This window comes from Streptomyces sp. NPDC028305, from assembly GCF_055569495.1.
Window position 1 is genome coordinate 306,404 of record NZ_JBVHTN010000007.1, and the last position, 15,990, is coordinate 322,393.

At 74.7% G+C, this 15,990-nt stretch carries 9 protein-coding genes; 6 read left to right on the forward strand and 3 right to left on the reverse strand.

The genetic code is table 11. The annotated features are described in order from the left end of the window. Position 1 precedes the first annotated feature (1 nt). The 3 genes from ACZ4WQ_RS31115 to ACZ4WQ_RS31125 all read left to right on the forward strand — a co-directional run bounded on the left by ACZ4WQ_RS31115 (position 2) and on the right by ACZ4WQ_RS31125 (position 6,583). Positions 2 to 2,707, forward strand: a complete 2,706-nt coding sequence (locus tag ACZ4WQ_RS31115; protein WP_468022599.1) for a helix-turn-helix transcriptional regulator — start codon at positions 2 to 4, stop codon at positions 2,705 to 2,707. Continuing rightward, positions 2,697 to 5,522: an AAA family ATPase gene (locus ACZ4WQ_RS31120; RefSeq protein ID WP_468022600.1), complete on the forward strand. Its 2,826-nt coding sequence runs from the start codon at positions 2,697 to 2,699 to the stop codon at positions 5,520 to 5,522. The genes ACZ4WQ_RS31115 and ACZ4WQ_RS31120 overlap by 11 nt, the downstream gene beginning before the upstream one ends. Before the next feature lie 305 nt (positions 5,523 to 5,827). Beyond that, positions 5,828 to 6,583, forward strand: coding sequence for a LuxR C-terminal-related transcriptional regulator (locus ACZ4WQ_RS31125; RefSeq protein ID WP_385336800.1), 756 nt, complete (start codon positions 5,828 to 5,830; stop codon positions 6,581 to 6,583). 51 nt (positions 6,584 to 6,634) lie between these two features. Here ACZ4WQ_RS31125 and ACZ4WQ_RS31130 read toward each other — a convergent pair whose 3' ends face one another. Further along, positions 6,635 to 7,360, reverse strand: coding sequence for a peptidoglycan-binding domain-containing protein (locus ACZ4WQ_RS31130; protein ID WP_311725423.1), 726 nt, complete (start codon positions 7,358 to 7,360; stop codon positions 6,635 to 6,637). Between the two features lie 239 nt (positions 7,361 to 7,599). Between ACZ4WQ_RS31130 and ACZ4WQ_RS31135 the strand changes: the two genes are divergently transcribed. Next, positions 7,600 to 8,823: an FAD-dependent oxidoreductase gene (locus tag ACZ4WQ_RS31135; protein WP_398373348.1), complete on the forward strand. Its 1,224-nt coding sequence runs from the start codon at positions 7,600 to 7,602 to the stop codon at positions 8,821 to 8,823. 52 nt (positions 8,824 to 8,875) lie between these two features. Here the strand turns inward: ACZ4WQ_RS31135 and ACZ4WQ_RS31140 are convergent, their stop codons facing one another. After that, positions 8,876 to 9,250, reverse strand: a complete 375-nt coding sequence (locus tag ACZ4WQ_RS31140) for an RNA-binding S4 domain-containing protein (protein WP_311725425.1) — start codon at positions 9,248 to 9,250, stop codon at positions 8,876 to 8,878. Positions 9,251 to 9,335: 85 nt separating this feature from the next. On the opposite strand from ACZ4WQ_RS31140, the gene lpdA reads away from it, so the two are divergent. Both lpdA and ACZ4WQ_RS31150 read left to right on the forward strand, forming a co-directional pair. After that, a complete protein-coding gene (gene lpdA / locus ACZ4WQ_RS31145; protein ID WP_311725426.1) occupies positions 9,336 to 10,736 on the forward strand; it encodes a dihydrolipoyl dehydrogenase in 1,401 nt (466 codons plus the stop codon). A gap of 71 nt (positions 10,737 to 10,807) precedes the next feature. Next, a complete protein-coding gene (locus ACZ4WQ_RS31150) occupies positions 10,808 to 13,357 on the forward strand; it encodes a SpoIIE family protein phosphatase (protein WP_311725427.1) in 2,550 nt (849 codons plus the stop codon). Here ACZ4WQ_RS31150 and ACZ4WQ_RS31155 read toward each other — a convergent pair. Next, positions 13,350 to 15,980, reverse strand: coding sequence for a hypothetical protein (locus ACZ4WQ_RS31155; RefSeq protein ID WP_468022601.1), 2,631 nt, complete (start codon positions 15,978 to 15,980; stop codon positions 13,350 to 13,352). The two genes, ACZ4WQ_RS31150 and ACZ4WQ_RS31155, sit on opposite strands and share 8 nt — an antisense overlap. Positions 15,981 to 15,990 lie beyond the last annotated feature (10 nt).

Genomic DNA, 15,990 nt, shown 5'->3' on the forward strand with positions numbered 1-15,990 from the left:
CATGCAGCTCTCCGGGCTCCCCCTCATCGGGCGTGAACGTGAGCGGGCGGTCCTGGCCCGGGCCGTGGCCGGCCTGAGCGCACACCACCCGGCGGTCGTCACCCTGACCGGCGCGGCGGGCTTCGGACAAGACGCGCTGCTGCGCTGGGCCGCCGGGCTCGCCGAGGACCGCGGCCTGCGCGTGCTGCGCGCCCGGGGCACCCCCGGCGAGACCGATCTCGCGTACGGAGCGGTGAACCAACTGGTGGGCCCCGCAGCCGACATCACACCCGAGGGCCCGGCCGGGCTGCTGCGCACGGCCCGGGACCGGCCGACGCTGCTGACCGTCGCGGACGTGCAGTGGCTGGACCCGCACTCGCTGCGCTGGCTCCAGGCGCTCGTACGGCGGCTGCCCGGCGCGCCGGTCGCGGTGCTCGCCGGTGCCAGTGGCCCCGCCCACCTGGTCGACCCCGGGGCCCCGGGGCCCCTCCCCGTGACCCGGCTGGTGCTTCGCCCGCTGGACTCGGCCGAGGTCGCGGCGGCGGTGGCCCTGGTGTGCGGCGGCCCGGGGCAGGAACGGTCCACCGCGGCGGCGGCCGACGCCACCGCGGGCCACCCGGCCGTCCTCCACGACGCGCTGCGCCGCTTCACCGACGCCGGACACCAACCGGTCGACGCCCAAGTGCCCCGACTGCGCGCGATCACCGCCGCCGTCACCGCCGACCACGCCACCCGCGCGCTGCGCGGCCTGCCCGCCCCGGCGGTCGCGGCCCTGCGCGCCCTGGCCGTCTGCGGCGACCTGCTGGACTTCCCCCTGGTGTGCACGCTCCTCGACCCGCGTCCGGAGCACGAGGCCGGGCTGCGCGAGACGCTGGAGGCGACCGGCCTCACCGCCCCCGGCACCGGGGCGGCGCTGCGGCTCCCCGGCCCGGAGGTCCGGGCCCGGGTGCTGGAGGAGATGCCCGCCGGCGAGCGGGCCGATCTGTACGCGCGCGCCGCGGAGCTGGCCCACCGGGCCGCGGTGGACGACGCGGCCATCGCCGCGCTGCTGCTCGCCGCCCGCCCGGTCGGCGCGCCCTGGGCCGTCCACGCGCTGCGCCGCGCCTGCGCGGACGCGCTGCGCGCCGCCGACCACGGTCGCGCGATCGCTTGTCTGACCCGCGCGCTGGAAGAGCCGCTGGACCGCGAGCAGCGGGCCCGGCTGAGCCTTGAGCTGGCCTCCCTCGAGGTCGTGGAGGCGCCGGAGGCCGGCGACCGCCGGTTCGCCCGGATCCTCCGCTCGCCGGGCCCCGAACTCGCCGGGGCGCGGATGCGCGCCGCCGACCTGGCGCTGGCCCGCGGCGGCAACGATGTCGTACGCCGGGCGCTTGCGGACGCGCTGCCGGTCGCGCGGGATGGCGAACGAGACGCCCTGACCGCCCTGTTCTGGCTCGCCGAAATGGGCCGCCACGACGACACCGACCTGCTGCTGCACGAGGTTCCCGCGCTGCCCGGCCACCCGGCCTCGCCCGCCCAGTCGGGGGTGCGCGCCTGGGAGCTGGCCCTGCGCGGCGAGGACCTGCTCACCACCAGGGCGCTGGCCCGCGGCGCCTTCGCCGACCGCGGTGACGAGGGTGCGCTGCTGCTGCCCCGGCTGGTGGCGTGCCGGGCGCTGTGCCTGACCGACGACCTGGACGAGGCCGCGCAGCGGCTGGACGTCCTGCTCGCCGAGGTCCGGCGCGGCCCGGCCCGCGCCGCCGCCGCGCTCGTCCTCACCGCGCGCGGCGAACTCAGCCTGCGCCGGGGCCGGTCCGACCTGGCCGAGCGGGATGTCGCCGCCGCCGAGCGGGCCCTGCCGCAGGGCCACTGGCACCCCCTCTACGCCCCCTACGCGCGGGCCGTGCGGATCCTCGTCGCGCTGGAGAGCGGAGACCGCGAGCGGGCCCAGTCGCTCGCGGCCCTGCCCGACCCCGACGCCTCGTGGAACAGCATGGCCGGGGCCCATCTGCTGTTCGCCAGAGGGCTGGTGGCCATCGCCGACGGCAGGCCGGTCGAGGCGGTCGACCTGCTGCTGGCCGCCGGCCGGCGGCTGCTGCGCCTCCAGTACGACAACCCGGCCCTGGTGCCCTGGCGTTCCATGGCCGCCCGGGCCTGTCACGCGCTGGGCCACCACCAGGAGGCACAGCGGCTCAGCCACGACGAGCTGGCCCTGGCCCGGCGCTGGGGCGCGCCGAGCGCCGTCGGCTGGGCCGAGCTGGGCGTCGGGCGGGCCGTCCGCGAGGAGCGGACGGCCAGGCTGCGCGAGGCCGTGCGCCTCCTCCGGGCCACCCCGGCCACGATGGCCTACACCGGGGCGCTGATCGAGCTGGCCACGGCGGAGCTGGACGCGGGGCGGCGGCAGATCGCGGCGCCCCTGGTGGCCGAGCTGACCCGGCTCACCGCGGCCCACCCCGGCAGCAGACCGGCCACCCGGGCCCGCGCGCTCGCCCAGCGCCTGGGCAGGCCGCCCAGCTTCACGGGCCACGACCGGCCCGCCGCCTGGGCCGCGCTGTCCGAGGCCGAGCGGCGGACCGCCACCCTCGCGGGTCTCGGCCACGGCAACCGGGACATCGCCGACACGCTCTCCGTCACCACCCGTACGGTGGAGCTGCGGCTGAGCGGCGCGTACCGGAAGCTGCGGATCAGCGGCCGGGCCGAACTGCGTGCGCTGGTGCGCTCGATGGAGGGCTACGACACGGATGTTGCATGAGCGGGACGACGAACTGGCGCAGATCAGCGCGGCGTTACGGGACGCCCGCGAGGGCCGTCCGTCCCTCGTCCTGCTGACCGGCCCGCTCGGCATCGGCCGGTCCGCGCTGCTCCAGCGGCTGCCCGCGCGGGCCGCGGACGACGACGTGCGCGTGCTGCGCGCCAACGCCGCCCCTGTGGAGGCGGAGTTCGCCTTCGGAGTGGTGCGCCAGCTGTTCGACAGCCTGCTGGCGGGTGCGCCCCGGGAGCTGCGTGAGCGCTGGACGCGCGAGTTCGCCGACGTCGCCGACGTCGCCCGGCTGTTCCCCGCCGACGAGGCCATGCCCGCGGACGACGCACCCACCGCCGCCTTCGAACCGGTGCTGCGGGCCTTGCGCTCGCTGCTGGAAGGCGTCTGCGCCGACGGCCCGCTGCTGATCCTGGTGGACGACCTCCAGTGGGTGGACACCCCCTCGCTGCGCTGGCTGGCCTATCTGGCCAAGCGGCTGCGGGGGCTGCGGACCGTCTTGGTGTGCACCCTGCGGGACGGCGAGCCGCGCGCCCGGGACCCCCTGCTGTGCGAGGTCGTCGAGGCCGCGACACACCGGCTGCGCCCCCGCCCGCTGTCGTCCCGGGCCACCGCGGAGCTGATCCGCGACCACTTCGGCGAGCCGGGCGACGAGGAGTTCATCCGCGCCTGCCACGAGACCTGCGCCGGCAACCCGCTGCTGCTGACCTCCGTGCTGCCGGACCTCGCGGACACCGGCCCCCGGCCGACCGCCGACCGGGCCGCCGCGGCCCGCGCGTCCCGGCCCCCGCACCTGCGCGAGCGGCTCGCCCGATGCGTGGGCCTCCAACCGCGCCCCATCCGCGACCTGGCCGCCGCGATCGCGGCCCTCGGCGACCAGGGCGACCCTCAACTGGTCGCCCTGCTGGCCGGCCTGGACCCGATCGGGTTCGCGGCGGCGCTGCGCGCCCTCCACGCACTGGGGCTGGCGGCCGACGAACGGGAACCCCGCTTCGTCCACCCCGTCGTGGCGGACGCCGTCCAGTCCACCCTGTCCGTGGCGGAGCGGGAGCGGCTGCACGACCGCGCGGCGGAGCTGCTGTACCGGGGCGGGCGCTCCGACGAACAGGTCGCCGCACAGCTGATGCTGGGCGTCACCTCCCGCCACCCGTGGTCGGTGGGCGTGCTGCGGGCCGCCGCGGACGTGGCGCTGCGCCGGGGCGCCCCCGAGGTCGCGATGCGCTATCTGCGGCGCGCGCTGCTGGACGGCTCCCTGTCGGGGGAGGGCCGGGCGCGGCTGCTGATCGACCTGGCCACCGCGGAGCGCGGCCCGGACCCGGCGGCCTGCGAACGCCACATCTCCCAGGCGATCCCGCTGCTCCCCACCGCCGCCCACCGCGCCGCCGCGGCGCTGCGGCTCTCCCCGGCCGTCATGGGCCCGACCACCTTCTCCGCGCGCGACCTGCTGCGCCAGGTCGCCGAGGAGCTCGGCCCGCCGGACGCGCTGGAGGGGGCGTCGCGCGAGGTGGCCCTGCGGCTGGAGGCGCGGCTGCGCCAGGGCGCCATCGAGGACCCGGCGGAGCTGGCCTCGGCGGTGGAGCGGCTCGGCGGGATGGGGGCGGAGCCGCCGACGGCCACGGCCGCCGAGCGCGAACTGGTCGCGGTGCTGCTCTACGCCGCCATGCTCGCCTGCCGGCTGCCCGCGGCCGAGCTCACCCGGCTGGCCGGGCGCCTCCTGGAGCGCGAGCCGGCCGCGACCGCGCGGGTGTACTCCGCGCTGCCGCTGACCACCGTCACCCTGGTCGCCGCCGACTCCGTCGACGCCCTCGGCACCTGGCTGTCCGTCGAGCAGCGGATCGGCCGGCCGCACGCGGCCGCCACGGTCGCCGACGGATTCGGCCACCTCGAGCGGGCGATGGTGTTCATGGCGCGCGGCCGGGCCGCCCGGGCCCACGCGCACGCCGAGCGCGCGCTGCGGCTGTCCGAGGCCCACTGGCACGAACTGGGCGTCACCTCCACCGTCGCCCTCATCTTCACAGCCCTGGAGATGGGCGATCCCGCGCTGATCGAGCGGATGCTGGACCGCGCCTCACAACACCGGTCCTCCTGCCTGACCCTGACGGCAGGCCTTCAGTTCCTGGGCGCGGCCGTGGACGCCCACCGCGGCCACTGGGCCGCCGCCGTGGAGATCCTGATGGCCAGCGGCCGAAGGCTGGAGGCGGCGGGCTGGCGCAACCCGGTGCTGTTCCCGTGGCGGCCCCGCGCGGCCGGGCTCTACCAGCGGCTCGGCGACATCCGTTCGGCGCTCGCGCTCGCCGAGGAGGAGCGGCTGCGGGCCGAGGAGTGGGGCGCCCCCGTGGCCATCGGCCGGGCCCTGCGGCTCAAGGGCTCGCTGCTGGGCGGCGATCAGGGGGAGGCCCTGCTGCGCGAGGCGGTCGGCGTGCTGCGCCGCTCGGCCAACGAACTCGAACTCGCCCGCGCCCTGCTGGTGCTGGGCCGGCGCCTCGAAGGCCGCGCCGAGTCCGGGGAACTGCTGCGGGAGGCCGCGGCGCTGGCCGCCGAGTGCGAGGCGCCATGGCTGGTCGAACGGGCCCGCAGCGACGGCCCGGGCGCCGCGGTCCGGCCGGAGCGGGTGCTGACCCGCACCGAGCGCCGGGTGGTCGCCCTCGCCGGCCGGGGGCTGACCAATACGGAGATCGCCGGAGAGCTGGGCGTGTCATCTCGTGCCATCGAGAAGCACCTGACGAATTCCTATCGCAAGCTGGCCGTTTCCGGGCGGCGTGAACTCATCGCCGCACTGCCCAGGCTCCAGGCGGTCAAAGGGAGTTAACGCCGCTAATGCACCGCCGGTCGGGCCCGGTACTCAACGGGTCCCCTCGGCATGCCGGGCCCGGGGGTTCGGTCCCCGCTCCCGCACCGGGCGCCACACCCTGTCCGTCTCTCGACGGGGCAACCTGCCGAGCAGGTCAGAGCGTTGACCATGGGGACGGTGCGCCCAGCGGCGACACCGTACCGAGGCACCGAAACCGCGGCCCGCGGACCGAACCATCCGCCGTACCCACCACAGGATTTGCCGACCCGCTCCGGTGGACGTTGACTCCCCTGGCCGGGGCTACCTAGTCTCCGAACCGGAATATGAAAATGCACGACAACTATTTCGTTCCCGTTATTTCCGGGGAACGGTCCACGAAGGGCGGCAGGCCATTGGCGACCCCCGCACCGGCAGGCACAGTTCAGCCAACCTCCCATGACGCAGGACGCGATCAGCTCGACTACGCCGACCTCCTCGGGCAGTTCGACCAGCCCGGCGCGTGTGTGGCCCGCCTCGACGCGAGCCTGCTCGTCCAGCAGGCGAACCAGGAGTTCTTCCGCCAGTTCGGGGGCTCCTCCGCGGACGTCTGCGGCCGGGGCTTCTGCGACCTGACACACCCCAGCCTGCGACACCCGCTCAGACACCAGTTCGCCCGGCTCGTCGACGGCAGCCGCCGCCGGTTCGCCACCCACGTCGTCGCCGTCTCGGCCGAGGGCGCCGCGTTCACCAGCGCGCTCACGGCGGTCGCGGTGCGCGGGGAGACCTCCCGCGTCGCCTCCATCCTGGTGGTGATGCGCTCCGCTGACGGCTTCGAGGACGCCGACGTCGTCACCCAGCACAAGAAGGTCATCACCGAGATCGAGGCACGCATTCTCGAAGGCATCGCCGCCGGGATCTCGACCATCCCCCTGGCGTCCCGGCTCTACCTCAGCCGCCAGGGCGTCGAATACCACGTGACGCGGTTGCTCCGTAAGCTGCGGGTCCCCAACCGGGCCGCGCTGGTCTCCCGCGCCTACTCGATGGGCGTGCTCGAAGTCGGCTCCTGGCCTCCGAGGGTCGTCCGGGACTTCGTCAAGTGAACCGGTCGCGGCACGCCGGCCACGGTACGTCGGGCACGGCGACTGTCGGGCTCAGGTGCGGGACTCCAGATCGCGCCGGGTGTCGTCGCCGTACACGCCGTCCTCGTCGCCGCGGATCCCGTACCACAGCTGGAAGCGTGCCACGGCGGAGGCGAGGCTCTGGTCGTACTGGCCGTTGACCGCCCCGCCGGTGTAGACGTCCGGGATCCGCAGCAGCCGGGACTGGAGCTCGGAGACCTCCGGGCCGCTGTCCCCCAGGGACAGCACCGGGGCCTGGCCCTGCGGGTCGTCCCCGCCCGGCGAGGCGGGCGCGGCGGACTCGGTAGGGGCGGTGGGCTCGGCGGACTCGGTGGGCGCGGCGGGGGCCGAGGTACCGCGCCCCGGGTCCGACGGTGCCGCGGTGGATCCCTCGGAACCGGACAGGAGCAGGACGAGCGCGAGCGCGACGGCCGCGCCGGCCGCCCCCGCGACGGCCAGGGCGGCGGTGCGCGGCCGGTTCCGGGACGGCGCCTCGGGCTCGGGCTCGGCGGCGGTGGCCGTCGGCTCGGTGGCCGTCCCCAGCCCCGGCTCGAACTCCTCGGTGTCCGCGTCGGCGCTGTTGTACACGCGGGGCGGCGCCGACGCGATCAGCGGGCGGAAGAGGTCCAGATCCTCCATCCAGGGATCGACCGGCGGGTCGTCGTCCTTGCCTGACTTGACGCCCGCGCGGAAGATCCGGGTCGGCTCGATCACCTGCCGTCCGGTGGGCTGTTCGGGATCGGTTCCGGCAGCAGCCATACAGACCTCCTCTGTCGAGACCGTCGATTCCGTCGATAGCGTCGACAGTGTCGAGACGTCACGAGGAGATACGGACGGGAGGGCCGGACGACTCAACGGGAGAAATCCGGGTACCTCCGTCTGGATCTGTTGCGGATGCCTGTCGATGTCCGGCTGACGAAGCTCAAGGGGGAAGGCTCCTGACCGGCCGCTCCGTTCCCCCCAATGGCCGCGGCCGGGAGCCGAAGGGAGTGGATGCCATGGAGCGCACCACCTGTTGTGTGGTGGGCGGCGGGCCGGCCGGGATGGTGCTCGGGCTGCTGCTGGCCCGCGCCGGGGTTGAGGTCACCGTCCTGGAGAAGCACGGCGACTTCCTGCGGGACTTCCGCGGCGACACCGTGCATCCGAGCACGCTGACGCTCCTGGACGAGCTGGGTCTCGCCGAGCGGTTCGCCGCGCTGCCGCAGCGTCATGTGCGCACCGTCCAGCTGCCGATCGGCCCGGGCCGCTCGCTGTTCACCGTCGGCGACATCGGCTCGCTGCCGGGCAAGTACAACTACGTCGCCATGGTCCCGCAGTGGGACCTGCTGAACCTGCTGGCCGACGAGGGCGAGCGGGAGCCCTCCTTCCGGTTGCGGATGAACACCGAGGCGACCTCCTTTCTCATGGAGCGCGGCCGGGTCATGGGGGTGCGCTACCGCACCGAGGACGGGAGCGTCGGCGAGCTGCGGGCCACCCTGACCGTGGCCTGCGACGGCCGCGGGTCGCTGGCCAGGCGCCTGCCCGAGCTGGGGCTGCGGGAGTTCCTCTGCCCGATGGACGCCTGGTGGTTCCGGCTGCCCCGGCACGAGGGCGACCCGCGGGGCCTGGTCGGGAACGCGGGCGACCGCTTTCTGACCGCAATGATCGACCGGGGGGAGTACTGGCAGTGCGCCGTGCTGATCCCCAAGGGCACCGACGCGGCCCGGCGCGCCGCGGGCCTGGACCCGTTCATGGCCGAGTTCGCGGAGATCGCCCCGTGGCTGGCGGACCGCACCCATGCGCTGCGGTCGTGGGACGAGGTCAAGCTGCTCGACGTACGGATGGACCGGCTCCGGCGCTGGCACCGCCCCGGGCTGTTGTGCATCGGGGACGCGGCGCACGCGATGTCGCCGGTGTTCGGGATCGGCATCAACCTGGCCGTCGAGGACGCCGTGGCCGCCGCCCGGATCCTCGCCGGGCCGCTGGGGAAGGGCACCGTGGGGCTGCGGGAGGTGCGCGAGGTGCAGCGCCGCCGATGGCCGACCGCTGCGGGGACGCAGGCGCTCCAGCGGATCGCCCATGCCCGCGTCATCGAGCCGCTGCTGGCCGGCCGCATCCCGCGCGGGGGCGGGGCCCGGGTGGTGCGGGTGCTGAACGCGGTGCCCTGGCTGAAGCGGGTCCCGGCGTACTTCCTGGCCTACGGCGCGCAGCGCGAGCGCCCGCCCGCCGCCGCCCTGCGCTGAGCCGTGGCCGGCGCGCAGGACGGCGCGGGCCGGGGTGCTGCGGCGCGGTCGCTCAGTGGCCGCGCAGCCGATCCATGTCGCGGCGGTCCCGCTTGGTCGGCCGGCCGGTGCCGCGGTCGCGATGGCCGACCGCGGCGAGCTCCTCGCGCGGCGGCGGGGGAGGGGAGTTGTCGACAAAGCACTCGGCCGCCACGGCCGCCCCGACCCGCTTGCGCACCAGGCGTTTCACGACGACGATCCGCTCCCGCCCGGCGTGGAAGATCCGCACCTCGTCCCCCGGCCGCACGGCCTGGGCCGCCTTGACGCGATCCCCGTTGACGCGGACGTGGCCGCCGCGGCAGGCCGTGGCGGCCAGCGACCGCGTCTTCGTCAGCCGTACGGACCAGATCCAGCTGTCGACCCGCACGGGCCCCTCATCTGAAGCCATCCCTGAAGCCATGCTCTGACTCTATCGGCTCCGTCCAGGTCGGTACGTCCTGCTTTATCCGGGATTGCTGTCTAAGGTGCGACGCATGAGCGCACACTTTGACGTCGTGGTCCTGGGGGCGGGCTCGGGCGGCTATGTGGCGGCGATCCGCGCCGCGCAACTCGGGCTGTCCGTGGCCGTCGTGGAGGAGCGGTTCTGGGGAGGGGTGTGTCTGAACGTGGGCTGCATTCCCTCCAAGGCCCTGCTGCGGAACGCCGAGCTGGTCCATCTGTTCACCGAGGAGGCCCAGACCTTCGGCATCCGGGTGGACGGGCAGGTGATCCCGGACTACCGGGCGGCCTATGAGCGCAGCCGCAAGGTCGCGGACGGGCGGGTCAGGGGCGTCCACTACCTGATGAAGAAGAACGAGATCGCGGAGTACGACGGCCGGGGCACCTTCCTCGACGACCGTACGCTGCGGATCGACCTGGCCGCCGGGGGAACGGAGGTGCTCACCTTCGGCCACTGTGTGATCGCCACGGGCGCGGTCACCAATCTGCTGCCCGGCACCTCGCTCAGCGAGCGCGTGGTGACGTACGAGGAGCAGATCCTCAGTCCGGAGCTGCCCGAGAGCGTGATCATCGCGGGCGCGGGCGCCATCGGCGTCGAGTTCGCGTACATCATGCGCAGCTACGGGGTGCGGGTGACGCTCGTGGAGTTCCTGGACCGGATCGTCCCGCTGGAGGACGAGGAGGTCTCCGCGGAGCTCGCCCGCCGCTACCGCAGGCTCGGCATCGACGTCCTCACCTCCACCCGGGTCGAGGCGATCAACGACGCGGGCCCCTCGGTGAAGGTCATGGTGACCACGGGCGGCCAGCGGCAGACGCTCCAGGCCCAGGCGGTGCTCCAGGCCATCGGGTTCCGGCCGCGGGTCACCGGCTACGGCCTGGAGAACGCCGGCGTCGGGCTGACCGAGCGGGGTGCCATCGCCGTCGACGCCTACTGCCGCACCAACGTGCCGCACATCTTCGCGGTCGGGGACGTCACCGCGATGTTGATGCTCGCCCATGCGGCCGAGGCGATGGGGGTCGTCGCCGCCGAGACGATCGCGGGCGCGGAGACCATGGCGCTGGACTATGTGATGATCCCGCGGGCGACCTTCTGTCAGCCTCAGATCGCCAGCTTCGGCTGGACCGAGGCTCAGGCCCGGGAGCTGGGCTTCGATGTGCGGGTGGCGAAGTTCCCGTTCACCGCGAACGGGAAGGCGCAGGGCCTCGGGGACCCGGCCGGCTTTGTGAAGCTGATCGCGGACGGCCGCCACGGCGAGCTGCTGGGCGGCCATCTGATCGGCCCGGAGGTCACCGAGCTGCTGCCGGAGCTGACGCTGGCGCAGCGCTGGGATCTGACCGCCCACGAGGTGGCGCGCAATGTCCATGCCCACCCCACGCTCTCCGAGGCGGTCAAGGAGGCCGTGCACGGCCTCGCGGGCCACATGGTCAACATGTGACCCGGCCCCGGCGGACCGTGGCCTCGGGCGTCGACGGGGTGCGAATGCCCTAAATGTGCTAAAAAGACCAGATGAAGGTGGGTTCGGCGCTACGCTCCCGCAGTGTCGCCGGACAGGCGCTCGCCCTGATGCTGGTGATCACGGCCCTGCTCCTGGTCGCCACGGGCGCCGCGCTGTTCCTCCAGGCCCGGAGCAGCGGCGAGAACCAGGCCCGGGGCCGCGCGCTCGCCGTCGCCCACTCGTTCGCCCGCGCCCCGGGGGTGCTCGCCGCCCTGGAGTCCCGCCACCCCACCGCCACGCTCCAGCCCTTCGCACAGCGGGTCACACGCGACGCCGGCATCGACTACATCGTGGTGACGAGCCCGAGCGGCATCCGCTACACCCACCCCAACCCCCACCAGATCGGCAAGCGCGTCGACCAATCCCTGTACCCGGCCACGGTCGGCCGCGCCTTCACCAGCAGGGTCCCGGGCGTGACCCTCTCCGCCCCCTCCATCCGCGCGGCGGTCCCGGTCACCGACGCGAGCGGAAAGGTGATCGGCATCGTCAACGCCGGGGTCACCATCCCCAACGTGCGCCGCTCGGTCGACCGCCAGCTGCCCTTCATGCTCGGCTCCCTGGGCGTGGCCCTCGCGCTCGGCGCGGGCGGGGCGGCGCTCGTGAACCGGCGGCTGCGGCACCAGACCCGTGGCCTCGGGCCCGCCGAGATCGCCCGGATGTACGAGCACCACGACGCCGTACTGCGCGCCGTACGGGAGGGCGTGCTGATCGTCGACCGCGACGGCAGGATGCTGCTCGCCAACGACGAGGCGTGCAGGCTGCTCGCCCTTCCGCCCGGCGCCCAGGGGAAGCAGGTGGCCGACGCCGGGCTCCCGCCGGACACCGCCGGCCTGCTCGCCTCCGGCCGGCCGGCCACCGACGAGGTCCACCGGGTGGGGGAGCGGCTGCTGGCCGTCAACCAGCGCCCCGCCAGCCGGCGCGGACAGCCCTGGGGCAGCGTGGCCACGCTGCGCGACACCACCGAACTGCAAGCCCTGACGGACAAGGCCGACCGGGCGCGGGAGCGCCTGGAGCTGCTGTACTACGCCGGGGTCGAGGTCGGCACCACGCTCGACATGGTGCGCACCGCCCAGGAGCTGGCCCAGGTCGCCGTACCGCGCTTCGCCGACTTCGTCACCGTCGACCTGATGGAGTCGGTCCTGCGCTATGAGGAGCCGGACCCCGCCGACACCCGGATGCGCCGCGTCGCGGTCAGCGGCGTCCGCGAGGACTCGTCGCTGCGGCTGATGGGCGAGCCGATCGGCTCGGTGGCGGTGCCGCTCACCGCGCGCGGCGTCATCCTCGGACAGGCCGAGTTCTGGCGCTCGGCGCGCGCCGCGCCCTTCGAGGACGACGATCTCACCCTCGCCGAGGAACTGGTCAGCCAGGCGGCCGCGTACATCGACAACGCCCGCCGCTACGCGCGCGAGCACGCCGTCGCCCTGGCCCTCCAGCGCAGCCTGCTCCCCCGCGAGCTGCCCGAGCACGAGGCCGTCGAGGTCGCCCACCGCTATGTGCCCGGGCACGCCGGGGTGGGCGGCGACTGGTTCGACGTCATCCCCCTCTCCGGCGCCCGCATCGCCTTCGTCGTCGGCGACGTCGTCGGCCACGGCCTGCACGCAGCCGCCACCATGGGCCGCCTGCGCACCGCGGTGCACAACTTCGCCGCGCTCGACCTGCCCCCCGACGAGCTGCTGACCTACCTCGACGAGGTGGTGGAGCGCCTGGACCGGGAGGAGACCGCCGCGAACGGCGCGAGCGGGCCCGGGGTCGCCGGGGCCACCTGCCTGTACGCGGTCTACGACCCCGTGGCCCGGCGCTGCGGCCTGGCGCGGGCCGGCCACCCGCCGCCCGCCCTGGTGCGCCCGGACGGCACGGCGACCCTCCTGGACCTGCCCGCCGGACCGCCGCTCGGCCTCGTCGGGCTGCCCTTCGAGGCCGCCGACATCGACCTCCCCGACGGCAGCCGGCTGGTGCTGTACACCAACGGGCTCCTCCAGGCCGGCGACGTCGACGTCGACATCGGTCTCGAGCGTCTGCTCGGCGCCCTCGCGGGCGCCGGCGCCGACCCCGAGCAGACCTGCCGGGCGGTGATGGAGGCCCTGCCGCCGGACCACCCCACCGACGACATGGCGCTGCTCGTCGCCGGAACCACCGGCCTGGCCCAGGACCACGTCGCCTCCTGGGACCTCCCGGCGGACCCCGCGGTCGTCTCCGGCATGCGGGCCGCGGTGGCCCGGACCCTCGGCGACTGGGGTCTGGACGAGGCGGCCTTCACCACCGAGCTGGTGGTCAGCGAACTGCTCGGCAACGCCATCCGCCACGCCTCCGGCCCCATCCGGCTGCGCCTGCTCCGCGACCGGTCCCTGATCTGCGAGGTCGCCGACGGCAGCACCACCGCGCCCCATCTGCGCCGGGCCGCCAGCACCGACGAGGGCGGGCGCGGGCTGTTCCTGGTGGCCCAGATGGTCCAGCGCTGGGGCACCCGCTACACCAGGAGCGGCAAGGTCATCTGGACGGAGCAGACACTGCCGTCCGAGTCGTCCCCGTGGCCCCTCTCGGCCGCGCTCGCCTTCAGCTGATCACCGCCGCCGTGGTGGTCAGCAGCTCGGGGAGGGTGCCGGTGAACTCGGGCATCAGCCGCAGGGCCACCGCCCAGGCCTCCGGATCCTTGCCGAGATGGGAGGCGACCAGATCCACGGCTTCCCGGCGGGCCCGGCGGAACTGCTCGTCCGTGCCGCCGGCCCCGGCCTCCTGGGGGCGGTTCGCCGGATATTTCGACAGGTAGGTCGCGGCCACGATGGCGGGCCGGGCCTCGTGCAGGACCTCCGACAAGGACAGCTGCCCATAGGACACCGCCTTGTCCAGCCACTCCTGCCGGAAGTACCGGGGGAGCTGGTGGTGGCTCAGCAGCTCCAGCGCGGTGGGGCGCGGGCCGGTGAGGCGGTGCGGATGGGCGTTGTGCTCCAGCCGCACCTCCGCCAGCTGCACGTCGACGCGCAGCTCCCCCGGGAAGTCGTCCCGCTTCGCCAGCTCGACCAGGAGGGCGTCGGGCAGCGGTTCGCGGCCGTGCTCGGCCATCAGCTCCTCCCAGGGGAGCCCCGGGCCGGTCTCCTCGGCCAGCCGCTCCATCGCCGCGGAGAGCTGGTCGCGCCGCCCCTCGCCCGCGGCGCGCAGGAACGCCGCCCGGCTCGCGGGCGACTGCGCCCGCGCGAGCTGCTCGCGCAGCTCGGCCAGGCCGCCCGCCGACTCCAGGGCGGATCGGGCGATCTTGTGGGTGGCCGCCGGCAGCGGGTGCTTCTTGCTGCGCCGCTCGGGGAACTCGGTCTCGTCGAGGAGCGCGCGCACCTCCTCCGCGCCGTGTTGCGCCCACAGCCGCTCCAGCAGCCGCAGCTGGCCGGCGAGCGTATGCAGCTTGACCTTTCCGAGCAGGATGCGGGCGAGGCGCGGATCGCCGGCCTCGCAGGCCGGCAGCAGCCAGTGACGGCGCCCGCTGTCCCGCAGCTCGGCGAACACCTCCTCGGTGAGCGGCAGCGGCCCCTCCCCGCTGTCGGGGTCGGTCCGCCGCCCGGACAGGATCTGCCGGCGCTGCTCGGGGCTGAGCGGGGTGTGGATGTACAGCTTGGCGTTGATCTCCGGGTCGTCGTGGCGCAGCAGCTCCGCGATGGTGGTCTCCGGAAGCTCCCAGCTGGAGGCGATACCGGCCAGCACGGAGACCCCGTGCAGCGCGATGAAGCGGTCGCGCAGCGCCGCCGAGGGCCGGCGATGGACCAGCAGATGCTGGACCGTGCGGAGGTCCAGGTGCTCGGCCAGCGCCAACTGGACGTCCTCGGTGGCCAGACCGTACAGCTGGAGAAACACCGCTCGGGCACCTTCCGGCGCGCTGACCGGGTACTCCGGGGCCAGCGGCCGGGGCCAGGTCTTGCGCCGGTGCTTGGCCGACTGCTCGCGGGCCGCGGCGAACAGCTCCGTGCTCGTTCCGGCGAAGCGGGGCATCAGCGAGTACAGGGCGCGCCATGTGGCGAAGTCCTCGCCCAGCTCGGCCACCAGACCGGTCAGCGCCTCGCGGACCGAAGGCTCTTCGCACGGCAGCGAGCCGAGCACCGCACGGGCGGGCCGGATCTCGGTCAGCACCCGTTCGACCGGGTAGGCGCCCTCCTTGGCACCCCGCCGCAACAGTTTGGACAGGTTGAAGCGGGAGTAGCTGTCACCCCAATCGGAGTCCCCCAGCAGCCGCCACGGCAGCCGGGAGGTGGCGGGAAGATGCTGGGGCGACTTCTTGTAGGCCGCCAGCACGAGGTCGTCCGGGCAGTCCCGGCGGGCCGCCAGGATGAGCAGCGCGCCGTTCGGCAGGGGCTCGCGCCCGTGCTCGGCCAGCAACAGATCCCAGTCCACGCCGTCCAGCGGGATGTCCTCGCGCGCCCACCTCGCCTCGCGCAGCCGGTCCACCAGCGCCGCTCCGGACAGGGCCGGGATGCTCGGGGCGGGCTCGGCAGCGGCGGGGTCCGCGGGGGCGGCGGGGTCTGCGGTGTTCGCAATGTTCGCGGAGTCCTCGGCCACAGGGGCGCCCCCCAGCAGTACGGCGGCCGGGTCCGGTGCGGCCACCGCCCGGCGCACCAGCTCCACCACCGCCGGGCGCAACGCGGCCAGTTCGGTGAGGGCGGACAGCTCGGCCACGCCGCCGTAGGTGAGCACCGCCCGGCAGGCCGCCACCTGGTCGTCCACGTTTGCCTTGTGGACGACGGACTTCAGGGCGTGGCGTACGAGGCGGGGGAAGGGCGCGCGCAGCGCCGGCAAGAGCTCCTGGACATTGGTGGTGTTCAGCAGATACTCCACCAGCCCGTCCGGCTCATGCCAGTCGGGATCGTCCAGACTCCGCTTCGCGCCCTCGAACACCGCGGCCCGCAGCTCCTCCCGATCGCCGTACCCCCGGTAGAGCCGTGGCCCCAGGGCCGTGTAGCCCAGCGCGGCCAGGCGCAGCAGCGCCGGCAGGCGCTCGGGCGTCGCCGGGCATTCGGACAGGACCCAGATCATTTCGGCGTCGCCGGTGGCGAACATCTCGTCCACCAGATAGTCGGGCAGCGGCTCCCGCCCGGCCATCAGCGCCATGGCCTCCTCGCGCAGCCGGGCCATCAGCTCCGGGGCGAGCGCGGGTCCGGCCAGCCGGAACGTGGCCGAGAGCAGGGATTCGTCGAGGATCGCCACGCCGGGTGTT

Coding starts and splice junctions, on each gene's coding strand:
- ACZ4WQ_RS31115 (WP_468022599.1), top strand. CDS start 2: ATGCAGCTCTCCGGGCTCCCCCTCATCGGGCGTGAACGTGAGCGGGCG.
- ACZ4WQ_RS31120 (WP_468022600.1), top strand. CDS start 2,697: ATGTTGCATGAGCGGGACGACGAACTGGCGCAGATCAGCGCGGCGTTA.
- ACZ4WQ_RS31125 (WP_385336800.1), top strand. CDS start 5,828: ATGAAAATGCACGACAACTATTTCGTTCCCGTTATTTCCGGGGAACGG.
- ACZ4WQ_RS31130 (WP_311725423.1), bottom strand. CDS start 7,360: ATGGCTGCTGCCGGAACCGATCCCGAACAGCCCACCGGACGGCAGGTG.
- ACZ4WQ_RS31135 (WP_398373348.1), top strand. CDS start 7,600: ATGGAGCGCACCACCTGTTGTGTGGTGGGCGGCGGGCCGGCCGGGATG.
- ACZ4WQ_RS31140 (WP_311725425.1), bottom strand. CDS start 9,250: ATGGCTTCAGATGAGGGGCCCGTGCGGGTCGACAGCTGGATCTGGTCC.
- lpdA (WP_311725426.1), top strand. CDS start 9,336: ATGAGCGCACACTTTGACGTCGTGGTCCTGGGGGCGGGCTCGGGCGGC.
- ACZ4WQ_RS31150 (WP_311725427.1), top strand. CDS start 10,808: ATGAAGGTGGGTTCGGCGCTACGCTCCCGCAGTGTCGCCGGACAGGCG.